Genomic DNA, 26758 nt, shown 5'->3' with positions numbered 1-26758 from the left:
TTTTTTTATTGGCGCAGCAATTATAGTGAAATCATGCTGATACGGCTACTTTAAGTAAAACAAGGCCGTCTGAAATTGTTTTCAGACGGCCTTGTTTGATAAAAGCATTGCTATTTTAAATGCGGTTTACTTCTTACTCAAAGTCAGCCCTGTCCAGCCGAACACCAGCGTCAGAGCCAAGCTCAAGTAGCAGAAGAAGGCATAAGGCAGGTATTCCCAAACAGGCACGCCCAAGGCATGGCTGATAAATACGCCGCAGACGCTCCAAGGCACCAATGGGTTGATGACCGTACCCGCATCTTCCAGCGTACGGGCAAGGTTGCGCGAATGCAGACCAAGCTTGTCATAAACCGGCTTAAAGGTTTCGCCGGAAAGCAGGATACTCAAATATTGCTCGCCAATCAGGAAGTTGACGCCGACCGATGTCATGGCCACGCTGAAAGTAGCGCGTCCGGCATTGGTCAGGAACGCACGAATGGCTTCCAGCAAAGACGGAATCACACCAATGCTGAACAACAGGCCGCCCAAGCTCATGCCGAGTATCACGATGGTTTGCGTAAAGAACATGCTTTCCAAGCCGCCGCGAGAAATCAAACGGGCAATGTCTTTAAATGCTTCGCCTTCGAGTTTGTATCCGCTGTAAAACCACGCGCCCAGCTGTTTCAAATCAGGCGTACTGTGGAAGTAAGTCACAATCAGCGCCACTATAACGGTAAACAACATGGCCACAATAGCATTTACGCGCATCAGGGCAAGGACAACCAGCAAGGCAAACGGAATCAGCGAATAGGCATGCACCAAACCGGTTGCTTCCAATTGCGCGCGGAAAGCTTCGACGCTGTTCATGTCATGCGCGGCAACATTGGGCAAGAGCCACAACATCAACGCCGCACTAATCAACCATGCAGGCACAGTGGTGTACATCATGTTTTTGATGTGCTCGAACAAATCAATGCCGACAATCGAAGCGGAAATACCGGTCGTATCGGAAAGCGGCGACATTTTATCGCCAAAGAACGCACCCGACACAATCGCGCCTGCCGTCATCGCCATATCGGCATGAAACGCAGCCGCCATACCTATAAATGCCACGCCGACAGTCGCACAAGTCGTCAAACTGCTGCCGATGGAAATACCGATGATCGAGCAGAGCGCAAACGCCGAGAAATAAAAATAAGTCGGCGAAATCAATCCGAAACCGTAATACATCAACGTCGGAATTGCACCGCTCATCATCAGCGCGCTGACCATCAGGCCGATAAAGAAAAACAGATAAATCGCGCCCATGCCCTGCCCGACCGCGCCTATCATACCGTTTTGCATATCTTGATATTTCAAACCGCGCATCAAACCGTACAACAGCAAGACTACAATCGCCGTCACAATCGACATATGCGGCAGCCATTCAAGCGAAATAATCGTATAACCCATTGCCGCCACCAAAGCCAAGGCCACAGCGATAGCCTCAAAGCGTGGCATATTAAGTAAGGATTTGAAAGCAAACATTGTTCTTTGCCTTTCTAATAAGTATTTAACAGATTTTAGCATAACAGGCCGTCTGAAACCCGATTTTCAGACGGCCTGCCTGTTATTTTATAAAAACAGCCCCAGCAAAACTGCGACACTTTCTTTAAAATATATTAAATTATTAACATTTAATACTGTTAAACTTAAATAAATGAAATTTTATTGCTTTTTAAAACGTCCGTCATGCAAAAATGCCACCACTTGCCCGACCGTTTTACGGTTAAACAGCATACCGCTATGGCTGACAGGCAAAACAACATGATCGCGCATATTTGGACAATGCGTTTCTCTGACCAAAACCGTACCATCATGTTCACCATGCAAACCTAAAACACGGCCCAGTCCATACGGTTTATTGCCGGCAATACTGCCCAACTCAACACCCTCGGGCAATTCAGGCATACTGCCGTCCAATGCACCTTTATACGAGCCGCCCAATACCGGCTTTTGCAAACCCAAATTGAGCACACGTTGCGCAGCCCGGCTGCCTTGATGCGGCGTACCCATAGTAACGATACGGCCGCTGACTTTATCCGGATATGCCGCCGAAAAATTGCGTAAGACCAACCCGCCCAAACTATGGCCGACAAAGTGCAGCTTTTCATCAGCATGGTTCTCATCAATCCATCGCGCTAAGTCCTCAACATGCCGATTCATCGAGTACAACACACTGCAATAATCGAACAACGCAACTTCAAAACCTTCTTGTTCTAGCAAATACGCCAGCGGTCTCATGACCCACGAATGCATGTGCAAGCCATGCAACAAAATGATTTTGGCCACTTTTTCCTCCTGTCATTTAAATCATTATGCCACAAAGTAAAAAGGCCGTCTGAAATCCCATAGGATTTCAGACGGCCTTTTATCATGATGAATTATTCGTCAGCTTTGTAGCCTTTTATAGCAAAGAAGACAATGTATACGTAACAAATCGCTGATACAACGAAAGAAATCATCAGGCCGTAAGTATCCGCTACCCAACCTTGTACCACAGGCACAATCGCACCGCCGACAATCGCAGTACACAATACGCCGGAAGCGCTGCTGGTAAATCGGCCCAGACCTTTGGTTGCCAAAGAGAAAATCGTTGGGAACATGATGGAATTGAAGAAGCCGATAGCCAACAATGCCCACATCGCAATATCAGCACTGGCTTTACCTGCCAACATAGCAACGCCCAACAGGGCAACAGCAGCGGTAGCATTGAATGCCAAATAGCGGTTAGGCGCAATTTTCGCCATGATGGCAGAGCCTAAGAAGCGGCCAACCATCGCGCCGCCCCAGTAGAACGACAGATATTTTGCGGCAGACGAGTGGTCCATACCTTTCAGGTAACCCAACACGTTGACCGACAAAGAACCGATAGATACTTCTGCACCAACGTAACAGAAAATACCGGCCACACCAAAAACCAAATGACGGTATTGCCATACGCTGTGTTTGCCATCATGGTTGTGTTCGCTCTCTTCTTCAGCAATTTTGTTTGCGTCAGGCAGACGAATCATTTTGACGAACACAGCCAAAATAATCAGCAAACCGGCCAAACCTAAATATGGAATTTGAACAGAAGAAATTTGCTCGGCTTTGCTGACAGTTTGTGTCGCATCAGCCAAAATCAGGAAGGCGCCAATTTGCGGAGCAATGGTCGTACCCAAAGAGTTGAATGCCTGAACCAAAGTCAGTGTTGCAGATTCTTTACCTGGTTTGGACAGCAAAGTCACATAAGGGTTACCCGCCACTTGCAACAGCGTTACACCTGAAGCCAAAATAAACAGCGCACCCAAGAAAGTAGGATAAGAATGGCTGCCGGCGGCAGGATAGAACAACAGACAGCCGATGGCAGTCAATACGAAACCGCCAATTACACCGTTTTTATAGCCGATTTTGCCGACAAAATAACCCATAGGAATCGACATAATTGCGTAAGCGGTAAAGAAGCAGAACTGAATTAGCATCGCCTGAACATAAGTCAGCTCGAAAATATCTTTCAGATGCGGAATCAAAATATCGTTCATGCAGGTGATGAAACCCATCATGAAGAAGAGTGTGGTCAAGACGACCAGCGCAGGAGTATGATTTTGTTGTGAATGCGCAGACATAATTTGCCTTTCGTTTTGTTAAGACTCGCCAAAAATGAGCTGAAAGCAGTTCATTAAACTTAACACTCATTAACAGCCGTCCGTATCATACTGATAATCCGTCACTTTGAAAACTATTTTCTAACAGCCGACTACATTACTCTTTAGACGTTTAATTTTAAAAAATTCAATAATATTGGATTTATCTTTTGATATATTGAAAATAAAGGCATAATCCTCTTATTGAACCTATTATTTCTTTTTTACAATATCACTTGATGCAACTCAAAACATGCCCCTTCTTTACGCTTACCTTGCCCTGATTGCTTCTGCCTTCACTTCGGCCACACTACTTCCGGGTACATCCGAGGCAGCATACGCCGCATTTGTGTACCAATATCCGCAACATGCCCTCGGCGGATGTTTGTGTGCCGGTTTGGCGAATGGCTTGGGCAGTATGGTTTCGTATTACATGGGCAGAATGTTTCCGGCCAAGAAAAGGCCGTCTGAAAAAGTATTGGCGCGTATAAAACGATGGGGGATTTGGCCGCTATTATTTGCATGGCTGCCGATTATCGGCGATGCCCTCCCCATTGCTGCAGGCTGGCTCAGGCTCAATGCTTTGCATTGCGCCATCATTCTGATTGCAGGCAAACTGCTGCGCTATGCCATGATTTATTGGGGAATGAGCGCAGTTGCCAGATAAACTTCGACAGCCAAAAATAAAGGCCGTCTGAATGATTCAGACGGCCTTTGCCTTTAATTCGACAATTACAAAACTTTCACAATGCTTTCGCACAGGTAGTCAATGTTGTCATCGGTAATGCCTGCAACATTAATACGGCCGGAACGGACGGCATAAATGGCAAACTCGTTTTTCAAACGGTCGACTTGTTCGGGAGTCAGACCGCTGAAAGAGAACATACCGTTTTGTTCGATAATGAAATCAAAATCTTGGGTTGCACCTTTTGCTTTGAGCAACTCGACAAATTTTTGGCGCATAGCTTTGATGCGACCGCGCATTTCATCGAGTTCGGCAATCCATTGTGCTTTCAAATCATCATTTTTCAACACCAGCGCAATGGTGTTCGCACCATGTGAAGCCGGGTTGGAATACAAGGTACGGATGATGGTTTTGACTTGGCTGTGGGCGCGGGCTGCAGTTTCTTCATCTTCAGCCACCAAAGTGAACGCTCCGACGCGCTCGTTGTACATACCGAAGTTTTTGGAATAAGAGCTGGCAATCAGCAATTCTGTATTGTGTTTCAAGAACACGCGCAAGCCGTAGGCATCTTCTTCCAAACCATTGCCAAAGCCTTGATAAGCAAAATCAAACAATGGCAACCAGCCTTTTTCGGCAGAAAGTTTTGCTAAAGTTTCCCATTGTTCGGGCGTAGGGTCGATGCCGGTAGGGTTGTGGCAGCAGCCGTGCAGCAGGACGATGTCGCCTTTTTGCGCTTGGCTCAAGTCTTCAATCATGCCGTCCCAATCCAAACCGTGTTTGGCGGCATCATAGTAGCGATAAGGTTTATCTTGGATGCCGACCGCTTTGGCGATGGCGTTGTGGTTTGGCCAAGTCGGATTGGAAATCCAGATGGTTTGCGCGTTCAACTGACGTTTGGCAAACTCGGCGGCAATACGCAATGCGCCTGTACCGCCAAGGCTTTGCGCTGTTTTGGCGCGACGGCTTGCGATGATTTCGTGGTCTTTGCCAAACAGCAGAATTTGGGTTTGCTCGTTGTAGTCGGCAACACCGTCGATGGTCAGGTAGTTTTTGGTTGTTTCGCTTTCCAACAGGCGTTTTTCAGCCTCCTTGACAGCTTTGACAATAGGCGTCGCGCCGGATGCATCTTTGTACACGCCGATACCGAGATTGACTTTCTCCGGACGGGTTTCGGCTTTAAACGCCTCGCCCAAACCTAAAATCGGATCAGCAGGAGCAGCTTCGATATGCTTGAAAAACATGATTTTTCTCTTTACAAGTAGTAAAACGGTTGAAAAAATACAAACTTAGTACGATTTTACGCCGTTTCAGGCCGTCTGAAAACGGATTATTACAGGGTTTCAACGCAAGATTGCCAACAAATCCAAAGGCGTGGCAATACGGAAATCGGCAAGCCAGTTTTCGGTTTGGTCTTCGGCGGAAATATAGCCCCAATCGGCAAGCACGGTCGTCATGCCTGCATTTTTTCCTGCCTGCATATCGCGCTCGGCATCACCGACATAAAAGCATCGCTGCGCCTCGACACCAATCTGTTCGCACGCATAAAACATAGGCTTCACGCTGGGCTTGGGCTCATCGCATGTATCGCCGCTGACAATGACGGCAGGAGGCACGGTAAACCCGAGCTTGGGCACGAGGACATCGGTAAAACGCATAGGCTTGTTGGTGATAATGCCCCATTGGATACCGCGTTGAACTAAGGCTTCCAGCATTTCGTTTACGCCGTCGAACAAGATGGTTTGGTCGGCATAGCAGCGGCTGTATTCGTCCAAAAACTCTTTACGCCATTGCATATAGTTTGGATGGTCGGGCGTAATGCCTGCACCAAGTTTGAGCAAACCGCTCGCACCATGGCTGGCCTGCGGACGGATTTCATCCATGCTTTTTTCTGGCAAACCGTGTCGGCGCAATACCGTGTTGAGCGCACCACCCAAATCAAGTGCAGTATCGGCAAGCGTGCCGTCAAGGTCGAATAATACGGCTTGGGTCATAAGTGTTCCTTTGATGATTTTAGAAGGCCGTCTGAACAATCCAACAAGTTTCAGACGGCCTGAATATGGTTAATGGTGATGATGTTCGTGCATTTCCTGCGAACACAAAACTTCATCTTTATGCGGATGCTGTTCGCTTTCAATCTGAATCGTACAATGCACGATGTTGTGACGCGCCAATTCATGTTCGATGCGGTAGGCGATTTGTTCGGACTCTGCAACCGTCATGTTGCCATCGACAACAATATGGCAGGACAAAACGTGGATATTGCTGGTAATCGTCCAAACATGCAAGTCGTGAACGGATTTTACGCCTTCCGTATTACGGATAACGCTGAGCAACTCATCGGTATAGATGTTTTCCGGCGCGCCTTCCATCAGAATGTGCAAAGTCTGTTTAAACAGCTTCCAGCCGCTGCGCCCTACCAAAGCCACCACCAATACGCTGGCCACGGTATCCGCCCATTGCCAGCCATACGCCATCATCAGTACCGCTGCGACAATCGCCCCTATCGAGCCGAACAAATCGCTGATTACATGCAGATACGCGCCGCGCATATTGACGTTTTCTTCGGTATCACCATTCTTCAACATATATACAGTGACACCTATGTTGACCAACAATCCAATGATACTGACCACCAACATGCCGCCCGTCAAAATTTCCGGCGGATAAAACAATCGTTTGACTGCTTCATAAAAAATCATTGCCGCAATCAACACCAGCGACAATCCGTTAAACATCGCTGTCAAAATTTCAAAACGCTTATAGCCAAATGTCTTTTGCAGCGTAGTCTGTTTCTCGCCCAGTTTGAATGCCCACAATGCCACGCCCAGCGAAAACGCATCGCTGAACATATGCCCCGCATCGGAAAGCAGGGCCAAAGAGTTGGTCAGCCAGCCGCCGACCGCCTCAACCAGCATAAATCCGGCAATGACGAAAAAGGAAATACGCAATACCTGCTTATTGGCGGTATGCGTATGCGCGTGCGAATGATCGTGATGATGTGCCATGATGATTTTACCGTTTCAGACGGCCTTTTTATCCTGTTTCAAACTTTTCTCAAAATCTTCCAACATATCCAGCTCGAAACGGCTGAATCCAGCACGTTCCCGTGCTTCGATATTGACGTAGCCGCGGAAGATAAACATATCGTAACGCGCAATCAGGCTGCGGAACAAGGCAACCGGTTCCAAACCGCGCTCACGGCAAAGATGCTGATACCAATGATTGCCGATGGCGACGTGTCCCACCTCATCGCGATAAATAATATCCAACACATCGCAGGTTTCTACATCGCCACGCTGCGCCACTTTTGCACGAATACCCGGCGTGACATCCAAACCGCGCGCTTCCAATACCCGCGGCACCAAAGCCATGCGCAACAAGGGATCGTAAGCAGTTTTATACGCCATATCCCACAAATGCCCGTGCGCTTCAAAGCCGCCGTAATCGTAGCCCAAGCTGTTCAGACGGCCACGCATCAAGCCGAAGTGGAACACTTCTTCTTTCGCTACCCTTACCCAATCGCGTACAAACTGAAACGGCATATTGCGAAAACGATACGCCGCATCCAAAGCCAGATTAATCGCATTAAATTCAATGTGCGCAATCGCATGCAACATGGCCGCATAGCCTTCGACCGTATTCATCTTGCGCGGCGTGACCTCCGAAGGCGCAACCAAACGCGGGCGTGAAGGATGCCCGGCAAATCGGTAATCCACGGGTTTCGACTCATCAACCGTCAAACCTTCCGCCTCGCCCAACTGCGCAAACAAGGTCTGCGTCAACCTTCCCTTTTCATCCGGATTGTCCGACAGCAAAGCCTGTTCCAATAAAGGATAAGGATTCAGATACATACAAAACCATTGTTTTAAAAAGACAAATATTATAACCGTTTTAAAAAGCAAACAGAAAGACTATAATTTCACGCTTTCCGTAAAATGACATTAAATACCACACCAAACCCTTGCTCGTTTCATTAAAAAAACGTCAAAACCAAATGCAGGCCGTCTGAAGAAATGAAATTATTTCAGTCACTTGATTGGATTTTTCATATTTACACAAATTAAACCCTCCATTCAGCCCCTTGCCTGTTACACCATAACGTCTATACTGAACCCATCTCTCCGAACAAGGAACCAAAACATGAAAACTACCCGACTGTTCACCCTGACCGCTGCCGCGCTGCTTTCTTCAGCCATAGGCTTTGCACAAGCCGGCGCAGTGGATGCCCTGAAAAAATTCAATAATGACGCTGACGGTATCAGCGGCAACTTCAGCCAAACCGTTCACAGCAAAAAGAAAACCCAAACCACACACGGTACATTCAAAATCCTGCGCCCGGGCTTGTTCAAATGGGAATACACCAAACCCTACAAACAAACCATTGTTGGCGACGGCAAAACCATTTGGCTCTATGACGTAGATTTGGCGCAAGTAACCAAGTCCTCACAAGACCAAACCATCGGCGACAGCCCTGCCGCCATCCTATCCAACAAAACCGCATTGGACAGCAGCTACACGCTGAAAGAAGACGGTTCTGCCAACGGTATCGACTACGTTTTGGCTACGCCTAAGAAAAACAACGCCGGCTATCAATACATCCGCATCGGCTTCAAAGGCGACAACCTCGCCGCCATGCAGTTGAAAGACAGCTTCGGCAACCAAACCAGCATCAGCTTCAGCGGTTTGAACACCAAGCCTAACCTTTCCAGCGGTATGTTCAAATTCACGCCTCCTAAAGGCGTTGATGTTTTGAGCAACTAAGCTTCTAATGAAATACAAAGGCCGTCTGAACAACAGACGGCCTTTTATTTAGTTCAATTCAACATCAAACACACTGTTACTTTTGACCTTGAATGGCAGCGGCAATTTTTTCTGCGCCTTTTTTCGCCCAGTCTGCCTGCTTGGCTTCCACCATCACGCGTACGACAGGCTCGGTACCGGATGCGCGCAAGACCACGCGGCCTTTGCCTTCGAGTTCTTTTTCCACTTCAGCCAAAGCCTCTTTGGAAGCGTCCTGCCAGTTTTGGCCTTTTTTGATGCGGACGTTAATCATGGTTTGCGGATACGGCTGCCAATCGGCGCAAACGGTGGCAAGGTCTTGATTCAAGGTTTGCAATGCGGCCAAAACTTGCAGCGCGGAAATGATGCCGTCGCCGGTATTGTGTTTGTCCATGCACAAAATATGACCGCTGGCTTCACCGCCAATCAGCCAACCGCGTTGATGGAGTTGTTCCAACACATAGCGGTCGCCCACTTTGGCGCGGCAGAAATCAACGCCCTGCTCTTTCAAAGCAATTTCCATCGCCATATTGGTCATCACTGTACCCACCACGCCGCCGATTTCCACGCCTTCGTGCGCGCGCGCTTTGGCAATCACATAAATCAGGCTGTCACCGTCATACACTTTGCCATTGCGATCAACCATCATCAAACGGTCGCCATCGCCATCCAAGGCAATGCCGTAATCGGCTTCATTTTGCAACACAGCCGCTTGCAAAGCTTTCGGATGGGTCGCACCACATTTCTCATTGATGTTATAGCCGTTTGGCTCATCACCGATGCTGACCACTTGCGCGCCCAACTCATGGAATACTTTAGGCGCAACTGCATAGCCTGCACCATTGGCGGTGTCAACCACCAATTTCAGACCGCGCAAGTCCAAATGGCTTGGGAAAGTGGATTTACAGAACTCGATATAGCGATCATCCGCACCATTAATCCGGCGCGCGCGGCCCAAACGGCTGGACGGCTGGGCTTTCATTTCTTCATCGATTTTGGCTTCGATTTCCAACTCGATTTCATCGCTCAACTTCACACCGCCTTCTGCAAAGAATTTAATGCCGTTGTCGGAATAAACGTTATGGGAAGCAGAAATCATCACACCGGCAGACAAACGCAAAGCGCGGGTCAGATACGCTACGCCCGGGGTCGGCAGAGGGCCGGTTTGAATAACATTGACACCTGCGGCAGTAAAGCCGGCAATCAGCGCGGCCTCCAGCATATAGCCTGAAATACGCGTGTCTTTACCGATTAAAACGGTCGGTTTAATTTCACCTTCGTGCTGTACCAAAACCTGACCTGCCGCATAACCCAATTTCAAGACAAAATCAGGATTGATAGGGAATTGACCGACTTCGCCGCGTACACCGTCAGTACCGAAATATTTTTTTGCCATGAGATAACTCCGTGATTGTTTTGTCGTATGTGAATATGGTTGAACTTCTTTAAAAGAATATTGTGTTTGAAGGCCGTCTGAATCTTTCAGACAAACCATAATCTACTACTTACGTATTATAGCAAGATCAGGCCTTCCTGCACGAAAAAAGCGCATCCTATGCAGAATGCGCTTTCTATTCGAGATTTAAAGTCAAATTTTAGAATTTAGCACCAGATTGATTAGCCATGTAATCAACTGCAGCTTTCACTTCATCGTCGCTCAGGCTGCCGTTACCGCCTTTGGCAGGCATGGCGTTAAAGCCTTCGATTGCATGTTTGTGCAGGGTGTCTTTACCTTGTTTGATACGAGGAGCCCAGTCTTCTTTTTTGCCTACATGAGGAATACCGGGAACCGCACCACCGTGACATGCTTGGCAACTGGCTTCGTAAACTTTTTTACCGTCTGCACCGCCGGCAGCTGCGCCTTTGTCTTCAGCTTTGGCAGCATCTGCTTTAGGAGCATCGGCAGGAGCCGCACCCTCAGCAGCAGGAGCTGAAGCAGCTTCGCCGGAAGCAGCGGCATCGGCAGGAGCCGCAGCATCAGGATCAGGGAAAGTACCGCCGGCTTTGTTGGCCATATAAGTAATCACGCGTTTCAATTCTTGATCGGTCAAATCAGCCGCACCGCCTTTGGCAGGCATTGCGTTGAAACCGTTCAAAGCGTGTTGGAACAAGGTGTCAAAGCCTTGGGCGATACGAGGAGCCCAATCGCCTTTATTTTCAAATTTAGGCGCGTTAGGAACAATGCTGTCCGCCGCGTGACATTGGATACAGATTTTGTTGAAAATCTGGTCGCCTTGACGTTCGCCGACAGGGATGCCGTCGCCCAGTTTGAGTTGGCCGACTGGCTGGATACGGGTTTGAGTCGCAGCTTCGGTTGTTTCGTTAACATCGCCGAATGAACCGCTTCCCGCCAATTTGATCAGGAAGAAAATTACTGCAATAACAATAACGATACCGCTCACAAGGGTGAACAATGCAGAGCCTTGGGCTTTGTGGTCGCGGAGTTGTTTCATTTGGTAGGCCTCGCCGTTAGGTTAGGTTGTGCTTTAAGTTATAGTTTATATGTTAAACGCAATTAACAATATTTTGCTGGATTATACTGAATTCGCAAAGGCTTTCCAATCCATCTTGAGAAAAAGATACGCAAAAATCCTCAAAAAGGCCGTCTGAAATCTATAAGCCTTTGTAGTTAATTGATTATTCCAGCCATGCAAAAAAGTGACCGCCAATGCCACTTTCAGACACTTTCAAGATAAACTTTGCCAATAGAGCCAATATGCGTTAACCTTACGGCTTCCGCACCCATAGCTCAGTTGGAAGAGTGTCAGTTTCCGAAGCTGGAGGTCACAGGTTCGATCCCTGTTGGGTGCGCCAATTATAAAGAGGCCGTCTGAAAGATGAAAATTTTTCAGACGGCCTTTTGATTTACTTCAAATAAAACTACATTCAATTTCAGATTGAACGGCTATTGCAACACTTTGGCAAATGCCTCGGCCACATAATCGATATTCGATGCATTCAACCCGGCCACACACATCCTGCCCGAATCAAGCAAATAAACGGCAAACTCGTCACGCAGGCGGTGTACCTGCTCTACGGTCAGGCCTGTATAGCTGAACATACCGCGCTGTTTGATGAAATAGCTGAAATCACGATTGGGGATTTTGGCCGTCAAAACATCATAAAGCTTCTGACGCATGGCACGGATGCGGTCGCGCATGGCGTAAACCTCGTTTTCCCACAAAGCGCGCAAATCATCGCTGTTCATCACATCAGAAGCGATGTATGCACCATGCGCAGCAGGGCTGGAATAAATGCGGCGGACGGTAAATTTCAACTGTCCGAACACCAGCTCTGCTTCTTCCTTATTGGGACACACTACGCTCAAACCACCGACGCGCTCGCCGTACAGCGACAGGTTTTTCGAGAAAGAGTTGCTGACAAACAAAGGCAGGCCCATTTCGACGGCTTTACGGATTGCATACGCATCGCTGTCCAAATCTTCGCCGAAACCTTGATAGGCAATATCCATAAATGGAATCAGCTTGTGCGTTTTGATGATGTCCAACACTTCATCCCATTGTGCTTGCGACATATCTACGCCGGTCGGGTTTTGACAGCATGGGTGCAAGATCAAGACGCTGTTTTCCGACAATGTTTTGAAAAACGCAGTCATTTCTTCAAATTTCACGCCGACGGTTTCAGGGTTGTAATAAGGATACGTCCCCACTTCAAAACCTGCGCCTTCAAAAATGCCTTTATGATTGTCCCAAGTCGGATCGCTGACATAGGCTTTTGCATCAGGGAACCACCGGTGCAAAAATTCAGCACCGACTTTCAACGCCCCCGAGCCGCCTAAAGTCTGTACGGTCGCAACGCGCCCTTCTGCCAATGCCGGATTATCCTTGCCAAACAACAACCACTGAACCACGCCTCGATAAGTGTCCAAACCTTCCATCGGCAGATAAGGCGATGGTCGCGGTACGGCCGCACGCTCTGCTTCTGCTCGGCGGACAGATTCCAAAACCGGCATTTTGCCTTCGTCATCAAAATAAATGCCTATGCTCAAATTGACTTTTTCAGGACGCTCGTCGCGTTTGAAGGTTTCAACCAAACTCAAAATCGGGTCGCCCGGATAATACTCGACATGACGGTACATGGTACTTCCTTTGTTTTCAGACAGAATTGATGAAGATTGTGGCACTAAAAGTCTTTATTTGCAAAATCAGGCCGTCTGAAAAATTCAGACGGCCTGATTATTTTTAAACGCTACCAACCTACCCGTTTCAAATCATTTTGCGCCAATACATCCGCATGCTCGCTGCGGCTTTGATATTCCCTGTCCTGCAAAATGCGGCGGGCGACATAATTCAAATGTAGCTTGGCCGCTTCAGCAGCTTCTGCCGGTTTAGCCTGAGCAACGGCTTCAAAAATAGCGCGGTGCTGGGCAATCAATGTCGGGCGCGGGTCTTCGGTTTGATGGATATAGATAATGCCACTGCGTGTTTGCTGATAAAGCATTTTGAGCAGGCTGCTGGAAAGGTGACTGAATAGGATATTGTGTGCAGCATCGGCAATGGTTTGATGGAAGCTGATGTCTGCTTCGGCCTGATGCTCCAAATTTCCGCTTTCACAAGCCGTTTCAAACTTCTGCCTCCAAAAGTCAATGCGTTTCAAATCGGCGTCAGTCCGTCTTTCGGCAGCCAGCGCCGCCATACAGCCTTCAACATGACAGCTAAAATCGAATACGTCTGTTTCCCAATTGGTATGTTTGCCGAGCAACTCCTGCCAGCTTTGTAAAAAATCCTGTTGCGGCTTGACGGAAACATAATAGCCATCGCCCTGCCGCGCTTCCAAAACCTGCTTGGCAATCAAGATATTCAATGCCACCCTGACCGACGGACGTGATACGCCGAATTCTTCCGCAAGTGTACGTTCGGGAGGCAATTTACTGCCTTCTTCATAAATGCCGGTAGCGATACGTTCTTCCAAAACGGCTAAAACCTGATCGCTGATTTTTTGCGGACGAACCAATTTCGTCATGTTGTATTCCTGATGATTGAAGGACAGTTTTATTCAGACGGCCATAAATTGGATTGACCAATTGGCCGCCCATTCTAATCAATCCCCTATTTTTTCGTCAAGAAATGTTATCAAATCGCAACATCAATAGAAAATCATAAGCAAATGACGCTTTCTATACCAAATATCTTCTTGCTTTCAGTTAAATAATTAAATTAATGAAATTCCCAATAATCAAGTTTAAACCCATATTGGCATTTTTCATTAACCACTTAAAAAGAATCAGATTTTGTCATCACTGGTATAACCAAATCACGAACCAGCAAAACATGCAGATAATAATGATAAATATTGATATAAGTTAAAAACAGTATGTTTTAATTTTACTAAACTTTGTATATACTGCTTAAGTATTACTCGACATGATGCTTAATAATAGAGAGAAACCACATGAAATACCCACCATTACTTATCTTGCCTATCGTCTTAGCCGTATCCCAAGCATGGGCAGACACTGACCCTGTACCTGAAGAAACAGTTACCCTTTCCCCTGTCACCGTTACCGGCACGCAACAAGAAAAAGCCAACCGCGTTACTTTCAACCCCAAAGCTGCTTTGCAACCCCTCCCTGCCGGTGACGGGGCAGACCTTTTGCAATCCGTGCCTAATATGAGCATCATCCGCAAAGGCGGCAGCTCGGGCGATCCGCTGTTCCGTGGCTTGGGCGGCTCGCGCTTGTCCGTTAACGCCGACGACCAGTTTATTTATGGCGGTTGCGGTATGCGCATGGACCCGCCGACTGCCTATATTCACCCAAACTCATTTGATCAAGTCGTGGTCACCAAAGGCCCGCAAACCGTTACCCAAGGTATGGGTTTGGTCAGTGGCTCGGTGCAATTTATCCGTAAAGATCCTGATTTCACTGAAAAACCTTACAACATTAACGCCACTCTGACAGCAGGCAGCAACGACCGCCTTGACGGCTCGCTGGAAGCCGAGTTCGGCGGCAAATACGGCTACGTCCGTACCAATATCTCCCATAACGAAGCCGACGATTACAAAGACGGCGACGGCAATCGCATTCATTCCAACTTCAAACGCGACAGCCAAATGTTGCAACTGGGTGTTACCCCGACAGAAAACACCACCATTGCCGGTACATACGAGCGCAGCAGGGCCAAGGTTGCCTACGCCGACCGCATGATGGACGGCAGCAAATTCGACCGTGATGCGTGGAACATCCGCTTTACCCAACGCAACCTCACTCCATGGTTCAGCGAGTTGGAACTACGCTACGGTAAAAGCGAAATCGACCACGTGATGGACACATACAGCCTGCGTACCATCTACGACCGTGCCGGCAAGCAGATTAAAAATGCCAACAACCCTAAACGCAATACCGATACAGGCCGTCTGAAAGCCACTTTCGACTGGGACAAGCTCAACCTGCAAACCGGTTTGGATTATCTGGACGACGTCCACGTCGCACGCATGGAGCGTGGTGGCGACGGCTACAGCCACAAGCCTTACATGCCCAACCAAAGTTTCAAACAATGGGGTATTTTCACCGAAGCCTCTTGGCAGCAAACCGACAATCAACGCTGGGTAGCAGGTTTGCGCCATGACCAAGTCAAAGCGCATTACGATACCGCACGCGTAACCAACCCCGTTTTGAAACATCAAAAATTCAATTTGAACTCAGGATTCCTGCGCTGGGAAAGAAATACGGACAACGGCCTGAAATACTATGCCGGCTTCGGTATTGCCGAACGCGCACCTGACTACTGGGAACGCCTGCAGTCTGAAAACAAAGCCATCCGCGCAGAGCAAAACCGCCAAATTGATGCGGGCATTATCTGGAAACGTCCTAATCTCCACGCTTCCGTATCCGTATTCGGCAGCGACATCAAAGACTTCATCATGATGGAGCGCCAAGGCAAGAATTTCGGCGTGCGCAACATCAACGCTTCACGCTTTGGCGGCGAAGCCGAAGTCAAATGGACATTTGCGCCTAACTGGGAAGTCGGCACCAGCCTCGCCTACACCCATGGCAAAAACCGCACCGACGGCAAACCTTTGGCACAAACGCCGCCGCTCGAGTGGAACAACACCCTCGCCTTTGACAACGGCAAATTCAGCGCGGGCGCATTATGGCGCGTCGTGGCCAAACAAAACCGTTACAGCAAAGGTCAAGGCAATATCGTCGGCCAAGACATCGGCGCTTCTTCGGGATTTGGCGTACTCTCGCTCAACGCCGGTTGGAAATTCAGCAAATACGCCACATTACAAGGCGGCGTGGACAACGTGTTCAACAAAACCTATGCTGAATTCGTCAGCAAAGGCGGCGACCCTTCAGCAGGCACACAAACCTTGCGAGTCAACGAACCCGGCCGTACCGCTTGGTTGAGGCTGCAAGCGAAGTTCTAATCAGCTTCACGCGTATATAAAAAGGCCGTCTGAAAATTTTTCAGACGGCCTTAATATTTTTAATGATATTTTTAAACAAACAGTCCGGCGAAGTAATGCAACGCCGGACTGTTTGTTCACTATCGAATTAAATCAAACCCAAAGAGTTGATGAACACCACAATAATCGCAATCGGCGCAAGATAGCGAAGCGCACCCAACCACAGGTAAAGCAGCTGTTTCGGAATGGTGCTGCCCATGCCCGCATCGCGCAGGACAGACTGTTTGTCCTGAACCCATGACGTAAACACGGCAACGCTCAATGCGCCAATCGGCATAATAACGGCGGAAATAATAAAATCCCACAAGTCAAAAATGGTTTTGCCGAAAATTTTAAAATCGCTCCATACGCCAAAAGACAGCGCTGAAGGAATGCCGACCACAAAAATCGCAATACCGATTATCCAAGCATGGCTGCTGCGCTTTTTCTCGTCTTGGCGGATGGTTGCCGCGATGACGGTTTCCAACATGGAAAACGCGGAAGTCAGCGTGGCAAAAACAACCAACAGCATAAACACGGCAAATAAATACGTACCCATCGGCATTTTCATGAAGACCGCAGGTAATACGACAAAAATTAAGCCTGGGCCTTGACCGGGTTCAAAACCGAAGGCAAATACCGCAGGGAAAATCACCAAACCGGCCAGCAGCGACACAAACAGGTTCATCCACATAATCATATGGCCGGAACGGAACATATCCTGATCTTTACCCAAATACGAAGCATAGGTAATCATCGCGGACACGCCGATACTCAACGCAAAAAATGCCTGCCCCAAAGCAGTCAGCATCGTGCCGGGCTTCAAATACGACCAATCCGGTTTCAACAAGAATGCCACGCCCTCCATTGCGCCGGGTAAGGTCAGCGAACGGATAGCCAATGCAATAAAGAGGATAAACAAACCCGGCATCAACACGCGGTTTGCCTTTTCAATGCCGTCTGAAACGCCGCCTTTGACCACCCAAATGGTAATCAGCATGAACAAACCTTGGTAAAACAGCGAGCCAAACGGCGAAGAAATCGTTTTGCCGAACAAGGCTTCAAAATCTGCACCGGCATGAATTTCGCCGGTAAAGCTGTGTACGACGTAGTTCAATACCCAGCCGCCGACCACGCTGTAAAACGACAGCAAAATAAAACACGCGGCCACGCCCATGCGGCCGACCCACGGCCACTGCGAATCCGGGCGCAATGCTTTGAAAGAATCGATGGCATTTTTACCGCCCGTGCGGCCGATGTAAAACTCGGCCAATTGAACCGGTAAAGCCACCAAAATCGTAAAAATCAAAAACAAAAGAAAAAATACGGCGCCGCCATTTGTACCGGCCGTATAAGGGAATTTCCAAATTGCACCCAAACCGATGGCCGAGCCTGCCGCAGCAAGCACAAAGCCGATTTTGGATGACCAAGATGAATGGTTGCTCATGATGTAATATTAAGAAACGTGAAGATGCCGAATTGTAACAGGGTGAAGTCAAGCCGTGAGTGGCCGGCAGACAGCCGATAAGCAATTCGCACGGATGGTGCGTACTTACCAAGCAAATTAGCATGAATTTTTGATAATTAAACTTTTAATAGCACAAATTTTATTTTTATATTTTAAATTTGACGGTTTATTTTAAAAATAAGTATATAAAAGGCCGTCTGAAACCTTGTTTTTAAGGTTTCAGACGGCCTTTATCCTTAAGCCGCTTTATTTTTTCATGGCATCGGTCAAAACTTTGACATTGTAGCGGTACATGCCGATGTAGCTGTTGGCCGGTGCGCCACCCAATGCATCAGAATACAAACGTCCGCTGACATTGACGCCGGTTTCTTTGGCAATACGGTCAATCATACGCGTGTCTTTGATGTTTTCGGTAAAGACGGCTTTAATGCCCTCGCGTTTGATTTGGCGGATGATGGAAGCCACTTGTTTGGCAGACGGCTCGGCTTCGCTGCTCACGCCTTGAGGGGCGATGAATTCAATATTGTAGCGTTTGCCCATGTAAGAGAACGCATCGTGTCCGGTCAAGACTTTACGCTTGGCGGCAGGTACGGCATTAAAGGCAGCCTGTACATCGCTGTGCAGTTTTTTCAGCTGCATTTGATAGTTGCCCAAACGTTGCTGATAGTAGGTTTTGCCTTCAGGGTCGGCTTGAATCAAAGCATTGGCAACGTTTTGCGCATAAGTACCCATCAGGACGGGGTCGGTCCAAACGTGCGGGTCAAATTCGCCGTGGTCGTGATGATGGCCTTCGTGATCGTGGTCATGATGATGGCCGCCCTCTTCTGCTTTCAACGCCTGAATGCCTTTGGTCGCTTCGGCAAAAGGAACTTTGCTCTGTTTGACTGCGCGCTGTACATCGGCGGCTTCTAAGCCTAAGCCGTTGAGCAATACCAATTTGGCACTGCGGATTTTTTTGATGTCGCCACTGGTCATGTGGTAGGCATGGCTGTCTTGGTTGGCACCGACCAAACTTTGAACGGCCACACGGTCGCCACCAATCTGTTTGGCCACGTCGCCCAAAATGCTGAAGCTGGTCACAACAGGCAGTGGAGCGGCATAAGCGGCACCGGTCAATAATGCGGCAACAATGCCGAGTTTCCAATGTTTCATATTCTCTCCAGTGATATAACGTAACATTAACATCATCATAAGACAGACCGCCTGATTATTCAAGCGGCCGTCTGAAAAATTATGCCGTGCGGTGTTTCTTGCGGCGCAGCCATTTTGCCAAAATGCCGCCCTCCCAACCGAACACAACGGAAATCAGGTAAAGCGTGCCGCAGCATAAAATAATCGCAGGGCCGGACGGGATTTCGATATGGTAGGAAAACAACAGTCCTGCCAAGCCGCAAAGTAAAGCCAATGCGACAGACAAAATCATCAGCCAACCCATGCTTTTCGCCCACAGTCTGGCGGTAATCGCCGGCAACATCATCAAGCCGACTGACATCAGCGTACCCAATGCCTGAAAACCGGCAACCAGATTCATCACGACCAGCACCAAAAACAACACATGCCAAAAGCCGCCCTTGCCGCCGACAGCCTTGAGGAACAAAGGATCTATGCTTTCCAACACCAGCGGGCGGAACATGACCGCCATCAGCAAAATAGTGACACTCGCAGAAGCGGCAATCAGCTGCAAAGCCGGAATATCCACCGCCAACACCGAGCCAAACAGCAAATGCAGCAAATCGACGCTGCTGCCGTTTTTGCTGACCAAAACCACGCCGATGGCAAGGCTGCTCAAATAAAATGCGGCAAAGTTCGCATCCTCTTTCAATGAAGTAAACCGGCTGACCAAACCTGCCAACAAAGCCATCAGCAAACCGGCCGCAAAACCGCCGACACTCATCGCAGGCAAACTCAAGCCGGCAAACATATAGCCAATGGCCGCACCGGGCAAAACCGCATGGCTCAAGGCGTCGCCCACCAAACTCATGCGGCGCATCACCAAAAACACACCGACAGGAGCCGCGCTCAACGCCAGGCAGAAAATCGACGCCAAGGCATAGCGCATAAAGTCAAATTCGGCGAACGGCGCAACGACCAAATCATATAAATCCATGTTTTATCGCTTTTTTATTAATCCCTGAAAGCCTTAGGCCGTCTGAAAACACTTACTTTCAGACGGCCTTGTCCATTAAACCGCGCACCAATCGGCCGCTTCCTGTTTCTGCATCATTCGGTTTGCCTGTGCCAAAAATTCATCGGTCAACACATTTTCCGTCGCACCGGCAGTCACTTTTTCACGCGCCAAAAGCAGCGTGTTGGCAAAATATGCCCTTACCTGCTCGTAATCATGCAACACGGCAATCACTGCCTGACCGTCCTGATGGCACTGGCGCAAAACTTCCAACAGCGCATAAGTCGTCCGTGCATCCACCGCATTAAATGGTTCGTCCAGCAGCAAAAATTTGGCATCCTGCACCAGCATCCGCGCGAATAATACACGTTGGAACTGGCCATTGGACAAGTGCGCAATTTGGCGCGTGGCAAAATCCTGCATTTCCACGCGTTCCAAAGCCGCCATTACGCGCTTTTTCTGCTCCGCGTTCACGCGTCCGAAAAATCCGATTTCATACCACAGCCCCATCGCCGCCAGTTCAAACACCGTCATCGGCTGGCTGCGGTCAATATCCGACTGCTGCGGCAGATAGGCAATATCCTTGCGCGCCATATTTTCATAGCGCACGCTGCCCGTGTCCGTCTTCTGCAAGCCCATAATAGCTTTGAGCAAAGTCGATTTACCCGCGCCGTTCGGCCCGAAAATCGTCCACATCTTGCCATCTTCAAACACCATATCGACATGGTGCACCACCGGCCTGCGTTGATAGCTGACCGTCAGATTTTCCACCACAATACTCATGGCGATACCGCCCAAAAATATACAGCCCACAACGCCGCCAATGCGACAAGCGCAATCAGCAGCCTTTGCAGCAATCCGGTCAACAATACAGAATTCATAAGCCTAAAACCGCCCTTGCCCGAATACGGACTACAGGCCGTCTGAAAGAAAATTAAAACATTAAAATGATACTGTATAACGTTAACCCTGTAAATTTCTTTCGTTTTCAGACGGCATCGGGCAAAAGGCCGAATATCGGTTACAATCCGTTTTTTATTTGATGATTGTCCTATGTCTATTCCACTCTTAAACGAAAAACTCAATACCGAAACCGCCCGCATTTCATGGGAAGAGCTGCAACCCCACTTCGCACGCGGTGCCGCCGTCTATGTTGCGCCTGATTTGGATTTGATTGCCGTCGCCCGCCATGTTGCCGAAGATGAAGCCGCACCATTGAAACAATGGATGGAACAAGGCAAATTCGGTGCCATCAGCGATGATATGGCGCGCACATTTTTAGCGGATAAGCAGGAAATGTGGGCGGTTGTCGTGGCGCCGTGGGTATTGGTACAGCCTTGCAAAGACTGATAAGGCCGTCTGAAAAAACAAAACTGGAACATTTCTCATGTTCCGGTTTTCCATTTTTTCAGACGGCCTATTGCAAAGTAAAGCCTGCTTTGAATTCAAGCTTCGGCACCCCGATAACGAAACGTTTGCCGATGCTGTCTTCAAATTCATAAGCGCCTTCGATGCTGCCCCAAGGCGTGCTGATTTGCGAACCGCTGTGGTACTCATAGGCTTCGCCCGGGTACAAAACAGGTTGCTCTTCAATCAGACCGGCATGACCGACCTGCTCTGTCTCACCGTGTCCGTCGGTGATTTCCCAAAAACGCTGACGCAAAGTAATGATTTCATCACTGCGGTTGCAGATGGTAATCAGATAATTGAAGGCATAGCGGTCGCGATAGACGTCGCTCTGACCGGCCATATAACGCGGCTCCACGTTAATCTCGATTTCATTCATAATTGTTTACCCCGTATGGTATTTATTTTATTTCAATCCGGATAATTCCGGCGTGTCCGCCCTATTTTTGCAAAGGGTCGAAACACTTAAAACGCATCACGCAATCCAATAAAACAGGCCCAAGACCATCAAGGTCATCACAGCCGCAATCAAATCATCAAGCATAATGCCTAAACCTCCATGAATCCGCCGGTCAAACCATTTGATCGGCCATGGTTTCAACGCATCAAACAAGCGGAAAATAACAAAAGCCGCCAACCACCAGCCCCATTTAAACGGAATCAGCGACAGCACCAGCAGCATCGCGACAATTTCATCCCAGACGATACCGCCGTAATCCTGAATACCCAGTTCCTTCTCGGTATAACCGCAAATGCGGATACCCCAGAAAAACAAGGCGATACATAATAAAAGCAATATCCAGCCGTCTATGCCCAACAGGCACAATACAAAAGCCAGAGGTAATGCTGCCAGCGTTCCGGCCATACCCGGCGCAACCGGCGACAAGCCGCTGCCGAAACCGAATCCTAAAAAACACAATGGTTTTTGCAACAGCCAAGAAAAAGTAGGTTTACGTTCAGCCAAAATGATCAAATCCTAAAGAAGTCAGTTCCAATACGCCGCCTTCGGCATCTAAAATATTCAGACGGCCTGAGTCGGTAATTTTACCAATTCGGGCGACCGGTACGCCACTTTGTTCCGCTGCCTGACAAACACGTTCCCTGTCTTCTGGAGCAGCAGTAAAAATCAGTTCGTAATCATCGCCGCCGGCCAATACTGCCGACAACCATTGTTCGCGCGACAAAACGTTTTTCAATTCAGGCAACGACGGCACACAATCGGCAAATATTTCCGCCCCGACAGCAGAGGCTTTTAAAATATGCCCCACATCTTGAGCCAGGCCGTCTGAAACATCTTGCGCAGCATGGGCAAACGGCAACAATGCCTGCCCCAATGAAACGCGCGGTTCCGGACGGAGCAATTTATCATCGCAAACCGCCATGATTTCAGACGGCAATAGATAATGCCCCAGATGTTTGTTCAACGCAGCGGCAGCCAAACCCAACCGACCCGATACCCAAATATCGTCGCCAACTTCGGCCGCATCACGCCGCAGGGCACACCCTGTCGGAACTTCACCTACTATCGTTACATTAAAGACCAAATCGCCTTTGGTGGTATCCCCACCAATCAACACCGTATCAAAACGCGCGGCCAAAGCAAAAAAGCTATCGCAAAAACGTTTGAGCCAGTCTTGATTCAATTCAGGCAAGGCAGCACTGAGCAACACCCAACGCGGCTTGGCACCCATAGCGGCCATATCGGATAAATTTACTGCAAGCATTTTCCATGCCAAATCTTCAGGCAAAACATCTTCAAAAAAATGTCTGCCTTTGACCAACATATCAGCGCTAAAACATAAATCAAATCCGTTACTTGGGCGAATAATAGCGGCATCGTCCCCTATGCCCAAAATCAGACCTTCCGATTTTTGTCGCTGCAAATATTGTCTGATAAAGTCAAATTCCGTCATATTTATCCAATATAACTATAACTTAGATTACCATATCTAATTTTGTGCCAGCTTAATGTTTGTCTGTTAACACGTCAAACATCAAACTTCCATATTATTTAGATATAAAACTCAATAAGTTAAAGACCGTCTGAAAATATATATTTCAGACGGCCTTATGTTTTCAAACCACTCTGAGCAGGTATATTTACAGATAGACGATTTCGCCTGTCCGCCCCCTGCTCTCTTGACTTGCCCACCAAATAAATTGCGGCAGGACATCTTCGTAGTTTTTACGTTCGCTTTTCGATTCGCCCGGATGAGATTTGATACGTTGCGGCGAATTAATGGCACCCGGCACCAAAACATTGGCACGCAGGTTGTCAAAACGTTCCCACTCATCCGCGGCCACTTTACACAAATAATTGAGCGCGGCTTTGGAGGCACCAAAACCGCCCCAATAGGCTTGCGGTTTCTCACCGTGGCTTTCGCCGACAAAAATCACAGAAGCGTCTTCGGATTGCTTCAACAATGGGAACAGCGCACGGGTCAAGCCCATAGGCGCAACGGTATTGATGCGGTATTGGTTGACCCATTCCGATACGGTTTGGAAGTCCAATGGCGACAAGGCATAGAAATAGCTGGCACAATGCACCACGCCATCCAATTTTCCGCCGGTTGCTTCATCAATAGTTTCCGCGAATTGCTTAAACTCTTTCTCCTCCGCACTCATCAAATCAAAGCAGATGGCAAACGGCTCAGGGCTGCCCGCAGCCACAATGGCATCATATACTTTTTCTAAACGCTTTTGATGACGCGCCACCAAAATGACAGTCGCTCCGGCAGCCGCATAAGCTTTGGCAACCTGCTCGCCCAAGCCTTGGGATGCGCCGGTAATCAAGATGGTTTTGTTCGCTAATGTCGTCATGACTGTTCCTTGAACTTTATGGTTTCGGATATTGTATCGGCTTGGTAAGTTTTGTAAAGTCAAAAAGGCCGTCTGAACATTCAGACGGCCTCAGTTTATTCAACCTGCAAATCCAGCATAAGCTTTTCAGCCGCTGCAAAGCCAGACTGAACCGCAGCCTCCAATGTTGCCGGATAGCGCGGATGGAGGTAGTCGCCGGCCGGATAAATACGGCGATGGTGCAACCATGAGAAATCAGGTTGTACAAAATCAACCGTTGCCGCCGTAGTCGCGCGTTTTTCCGTAATAATACGTACGGCTTCAGGCTTACCCAAATCCGGACAAATCCGCTTAATGTCCGCATGAACTTTCTCAGCCAAATCTTTATCCTTCCAAGCCTCGGTGCAATCGGAAACGCTGATAACGACTGCGACTTCATTATCCGGCAAACCCAACGCCCCCCGATGCAGTACCCATTGCGCCGTACCATCAGAAAACCCGGTTAAAGGTGCAGGCAGTTTGACTGCTTGGGCATAACGCAAATAAACCGTAGTAATCGCATGATAGTACAACGATTGATAGGCCGTCTGAATATAATCAGGCGTATCTTTAGGCAGAAGTGCGTCAACATGATATGGCGCAACAGCCAAAATCACCGCATCAAATATTTCGCCATTGATTTCAATTCTACCATCAATATGATGATTTAAATGGGAAACACGAGTTTCAAGATGTATCTTTGCACCATGTTTGTGTAGAAAATCCAAAGCCGGCTCGGCTACGATCCGCCCTAAATCCTGCTTAGGCAAAAGATAATCGCTGTTCTCCTTTTCAGACCACACGCCATCATTCAATACATTACATAAATTGCGCAACGATGCCTGTTCTAACGGCGTATTTAAAGCACCCCAAACCAAAGGTTGCCAAAATTGGCCAAGCAGGCTGCGGGGAACATTTCGTGTTCTCAACCACTTCGCAACCGTCAAATCGGTTTTATGATGAGCTGCCCAACGTCGCAATGCCGACATATCCGACAGCAATTTGATTTTCAATGAAAAAGAAAGATTTTTCGCATGCAGGATACCGACAAGCAAATGCCAAGGCGCAGGCAGAGAGGCCGTCTGAAACTGTAATCCCTCATGGATGTACCATCGCAAAGGCTGGCGTAAAAAGGCTGATTCAGGTTGAACGCCGATATGTTGCATCAAAGTTTGAACACCATGATACGCACCCAACAAGATGTGCTGCCCATTATCCAAAAAGCTGAATCCATCATCTTTCCCAGCCAAGGCACGCGCCCTACCGCCAGCCTGTCTCCCAGCCTCAAACAAAGAAATATCGGCTCGATGAATCAGGGAAACCGCCGCAGACAAACCTGCCCAACCGGCACCAATCACAGCAATTTTTGGACGCTTAGTATTCATGGTTTAAATCCAAACAGCCAAGTTTTCAAAGCAATACGTTTTTTACGTGGAGAAGGAATCGCAATTTTATAAGTCAACACATTTTGCGCACCATCACAGTTGATTTCATTCAATAACGCATAATAAATAGCCGCCATAATTAGGCCGACTTTTTGCGATTTCTTATCCTCAGCCGGCAAAAGCAACATCGCTTCACGATAAGTTTCACGCGCCCTATTCACTTGAAACTGCATCAATTTTGCAAAATTGTCTGTCGGTTTGCACTGCATAATTACGTTGGCAGGTACGTCAAACTTCTGCATTTCCTCTATAGGCAGATAAATTCTTCCCTGCCGCGCATCTTCGCCCACATCGCGAATAATGTTCGTCAACTGCAAAGCCAAGCCCATTTTGTCCGCATATTCCAAAGTTTTCGGATTGGAAAAACCTAAAATCCGCGCAATAAGACAACCCACTACCCCGGCAACACGGTGGCAATACAGCTTTAATTCATCAAAACTACCATAACGAGCCTGCTCCAAATCCATCTGCATGCCATCAATCAAAGCTTCAAATTCATTCTTCGGCAAGTCAAAATTTGCCCGAATATCTTTTAAAGCCTGATGAACAGGATGCTCCGGCATCTCATTATTAAATACTTTCTCCAAATCACTGCGCCACCAATTCAATGTTATCTGAGCTACATTTGGATTGGTACTGCCATCAACCACATCATCTAGTTCGCGACAAAAAGCGTATAAAACAGTGATCGCATTCCGTTTTTCTAGCGATAAAAAACGAAAGCCGGATAAAAAACTGGAATGGCTTTCTGCAGCCTTTTGATGACAATAATCCAAAGCAAGCACTGTGTATCCTAAAAAATATCGTTATAAATAATTAGCAGGGATTTTATCTGTATTTAAAAAAGTACGCCAATATCAAATCTCATCTTACAACAAGGCCGTCTGAAAACTAATCTTAAGTATCTTTCAGACGGCCTAATATCCTACGTCGCCAATATCGAAACCAACAGCATGACCA

General features: G+C 48.0%; 25 protein-coding genes and 1 tRNA gene. 5 read left to right on the top strand and 21 right to left on the bottom strand.

Going from position 1 to position 26758, the window contains the following annotated elements:
- Positions 1–126: 126 nt before the first annotated feature.
- From nhaC to HMPREF2872_RS00195, 3 genes are all read right to left on the bottom strand, one after another.
- The gene (gene nhaC / locus HMPREF2872_RS00205) at positions 127–1506 is read right to left on the bottom strand and encodes a Na+/H+ antiporter NhaC (RefSeq protein WP_070630328.1); all 1380 of its coding nucleotides are present in this window, start codon (positions 1504–1506) and stop codon (positions 127–129) included.
- A gap of 180 nt (positions 1507–1686) precedes the next feature.
- The gene (locus HMPREF2872_RS00200) at positions 1687–2310 is read right to left on the bottom strand and encodes an alpha/beta fold hydrolase (RefSeq protein WP_070630327.1); all 624 of its coding nucleotides are present in this window, start codon (positions 2308–2310) and stop codon (positions 1687–1689) included.
- A gap of 92 nt (positions 2311–2402) precedes the next feature.
- Complete coding sequence (locus HMPREF2872_RS00195; protein ID WP_070630325.1) at positions 2403–3626, bottom strand: sugar MFS transporter; 1224 nt, start codon at positions 3624–3626, stop codon at positions 2403–2405.
- A 271-nt stretch (positions 3627–3897) separates the two neighbouring features.
- On the opposite strand from HMPREF2872_RS00195, the gene HMPREF2872_RS00190 reads away from it, so the two are divergent.
- Positions 3898–4311, top strand: coding sequence for a YqaA family protein (locus HMPREF2872_RS00190; protein WP_070630322.1), 414 nt, complete (start codon positions 3898–3900; stop codon positions 4309–4311).
- Positions 4312–4376: 65 nt separating this feature from the next.
- On the opposite strand, the gene HMPREF2872_RS00185 is transcribed toward HMPREF2872_RS00190, so the two are convergent.
- The 4 genes from HMPREF2872_RS00185 to HMPREF2872_RS00170 form a co-directional block, all read right to left on the bottom strand.
- Entirely contained in the window at positions 4377–5570 is a 1194-nt protein-coding gene (locus HMPREF2872_RS00185; RefSeq protein ID WP_070588069.1) for an amino acid aminotransferase, read from the bottom strand.
- Positions 5571–5669: 99 nt separating this feature from the next.
- Entirely contained in the window at positions 5670–6320 is a 651-nt protein-coding gene (locus HMPREF2872_RS00180) for an HAD family hydrolase (protein WP_070630321.1), read from the bottom strand.
- Positions 6321–6389: 69 nt separating this feature from the next.
- Positions 6390–7334, bottom strand: coding sequence for a cation diffusion facilitator family transporter (locus tag HMPREF2872_RS00175; protein ID WP_070630320.1), 945 nt, complete (start codon positions 7332–7334; stop codon positions 6390–6392).
- A 15-nt stretch (positions 7335–7349) separates the two neighbouring features.
- Positions 7350–8180, bottom strand: a complete 831-nt coding sequence (locus HMPREF2872_RS00170) for a ferritin-like domain-containing protein (protein ID WP_070630318.1) — start codon at positions 8178–8180, stop codon at positions 7350–7352.
- Positions 8181–8469: 289 nt separating this feature from the next.
- Here HMPREF2872_RS00170 and lolA point away from each other — a divergent pair, with 289 nt between their 5' ends.
- Positions 8470–9090, top strand: a complete 621-nt coding sequence (gene lolA, locus HMPREF2872_RS00165; RefSeq protein ID WP_003682545.1) for an outer membrane lipoprotein periplasmic chaperone LolA — start codon at positions 8470–8472, stop codon at positions 9088–9090.
- A 76-nt stretch (positions 9091–9166) separates the two neighbouring features.
- On the opposite strand, the gene glmM is transcribed toward lolA, so the two are convergent.
- The gene (gene glmM, locus HMPREF2872_RS00160) at positions 9167–10504 is read right to left on the bottom strand and encodes a phosphoglucosamine mutase (RefSeq protein WP_049329113.1); all 1338 of its coding nucleotides are present in this window, start codon (positions 10502–10504) and stop codon (positions 9167–9169) included.
- A gap of 199 nt (positions 10505–10703) precedes the next feature.
- Positions 10704–11561 (bottom strand): c-type cytochrome, encoded by an 858-nt coding sequence (locus HMPREF2872_RS00155; protein WP_003685059.1) that lies wholly within the window; start codon positions 11559–11561, stop codon positions 10704–10706.
- 285 nt (positions 11562–11846) lie between these two features.
- Here HMPREF2872_RS00155 and HMPREF2872_RS00150 point away from each other — a divergent pair.
- Positions 11847–11922: transfer RNA gene (locus tag HMPREF2872_RS00150), tRNA-Arg, on the top strand.
- A 91-nt stretch (positions 11923–12013) separates the two neighbouring features.
- Here HMPREF2872_RS00150 and HMPREF2872_RS00145 read toward each other — a convergent pair.
- Both HMPREF2872_RS00145 and HMPREF2872_RS00140 read right to left on the bottom strand, forming a co-directional pair.
- Positions 12014–13207 carry an amino acid aminotransferase gene (locus HMPREF2872_RS00145; RefSeq protein ID WP_070630316.1) on the bottom strand — a complete coding sequence of 398 codons (1194 nt, stop codon included), beginning with the start codon at positions 13205–13207 and terminating at the stop codon, positions 12014–12016.
- Positions 13208–13317: 110 nt separating this feature from the next.
- Positions 13318–14091 carry a FadR/GntR family transcriptional regulator gene (locus HMPREF2872_RS00140; protein ID WP_070630314.1) on the bottom strand — a complete coding sequence of 258 codons (774 nt, stop codon included), beginning with the start codon at positions 14089–14091 and terminating at the stop codon, positions 13318–13320.
- Positions 14092–14520: 429 nt separating this feature from the next.
- Between HMPREF2872_RS00140 and HMPREF2872_RS00135 the strand changes: the two genes are divergently transcribed.
- Positions 14521–16497, top strand: a complete 1977-nt coding sequence (locus HMPREF2872_RS00135; protein ID WP_070630313.1) for a TonB-dependent copper receptor — start codon at positions 14521–14523, stop codon at positions 16495–16497.
- A gap of 127 nt (positions 16498–16624) precedes the next feature.
- On the opposite strand, the gene HMPREF2872_RS00130 is transcribed toward HMPREF2872_RS00135, so the two are convergent.
- From HMPREF2872_RS00130 to HMPREF2872_RS00115, 4 genes are all read right to left on the bottom strand, one after another.
- Complete coding sequence (locus HMPREF2872_RS00130) at positions 16625–17962, bottom strand: sodium-dependent transporter (RefSeq protein ID WP_070630311.1); 1338 nt, start codon at positions 17960–17962, stop codon at positions 16625–16627.
- 267 nt (positions 17963–18229) lie between these two features.
- Positions 18230–19135, bottom strand: coding sequence for a metal ABC transporter solute-binding protein, Zn/Mn family (locus HMPREF2872_RS00125; RefSeq protein ID WP_141752822.1), 906 nt, complete (start codon positions 19133–19135; stop codon positions 18230–18232).
- Positions 19136–19214: 79 nt separating this feature from the next.
- Positions 19215–20090: a metal ABC transporter permease gene (locus tag HMPREF2872_RS00120; protein ID WP_070630309.1), complete on the bottom strand. Its 876-nt coding sequence runs from the start codon at positions 20088–20090 to the stop codon at positions 19215–19217.
- Between the two features lie 75 nt (positions 20091–20165).
- Positions 20166–20891: a metal ABC transporter ATP-binding protein gene (locus HMPREF2872_RS00115; protein WP_210398831.1), complete on the bottom strand. Its 726-nt coding sequence runs from the start codon at positions 20889–20891 to the stop codon at positions 20166–20168.
- 270 nt (positions 20892–21161) lie between these two features.
- On the opposite strand from HMPREF2872_RS00115, the gene HMPREF2872_RS00105 reads away from it, so the two are divergent.
- On the top strand, positions 21162–21458 hold the full coding sequence (locus tag HMPREF2872_RS00105) for a DUF2288 domain-containing protein (RefSeq protein ID WP_004520632.1): 297 nt from the start codon (positions 21162–21164) through the stop codon (positions 21456–21458).
- Between the two features lie 67 nt (positions 21459–21525).
- On the opposite strand, the gene apaG is transcribed toward HMPREF2872_RS00105, so the two are convergent.
- From apaG to hpnD, 6 genes are all read right to left on the bottom strand, one after another.
- Entirely contained in the window at positions 21526–21894 is a 369-nt protein-coding gene (apaG, locus tag HMPREF2872_RS00100; protein WP_049350701.1) for a Co2+/Mg2+ efflux protein ApaG, read from the bottom strand.
- A 96-nt stretch (positions 21895–21990) separates the two neighbouring features.
- Positions 21991–22479, bottom strand: coding sequence for a phosphatidylglycerophosphatase A family protein (locus tag HMPREF2872_RS00095; RefSeq protein WP_070630340.1), 489 nt, complete (start codon positions 22477–22479; stop codon positions 21991–21993).
- Positions 22472–23428 carry a thiamine-phosphate kinase gene (gene thiL, locus HMPREF2872_RS00090; RefSeq protein WP_070630307.1) on the bottom strand — a complete coding sequence of 319 codons (957 nt, stop codon included), beginning with the start codon at positions 23426–23428 and terminating at the stop codon, positions 22472–22474. Before thiL ends, HMPREF2872_RS00095 begins: the two co-directional genes overlap by 8 nt.
- Before the next feature lie 187 nt (positions 23429–23615).
- The gene (locus HMPREF2872_RS00085) at positions 23616–24335 is read right to left on the bottom strand and encodes an SDR family oxidoreductase (RefSeq protein ID WP_003682583.1); all 720 of its coding nucleotides are present in this window, start codon (positions 24333–24335) and stop codon (positions 23616–23618) included.
- Between the two features lie 95 nt (positions 24336–24430).
- Complete coding sequence (gene hpnE / locus HMPREF2872_RS00080; protein WP_070630305.1) at positions 24431–25738, bottom strand: hydroxysqualene dehydroxylase HpnE; 1308 nt, start codon at positions 25736–25738, stop codon at positions 24431–24433.
- Complete coding sequence (gene hpnD, locus HMPREF2872_RS00075) at positions 25735–26583, bottom strand: presqualene diphosphate synthase HpnD (protein WP_070630303.1); 849 nt, start codon at positions 26581–26583, stop codon at positions 25735–25737. Before hpnD ends, hpnE begins: the two co-directional genes overlap by 4 nt.
- Positions 26584–26758: the final 175 nt, after the last annotated feature.

The organism is Neisseria sp. HMSC069H12 (genome assembly GCF_001812735.1).
Lineage (GTDB): Bacteria > Pseudomonadota > Gammaproteobacteria > Burkholderiales > Neisseriaceae > Neisseria > Neisseria subflava.
This window is presented reverse-complemented; position numbering and strand designations above follow the sequence as displayed.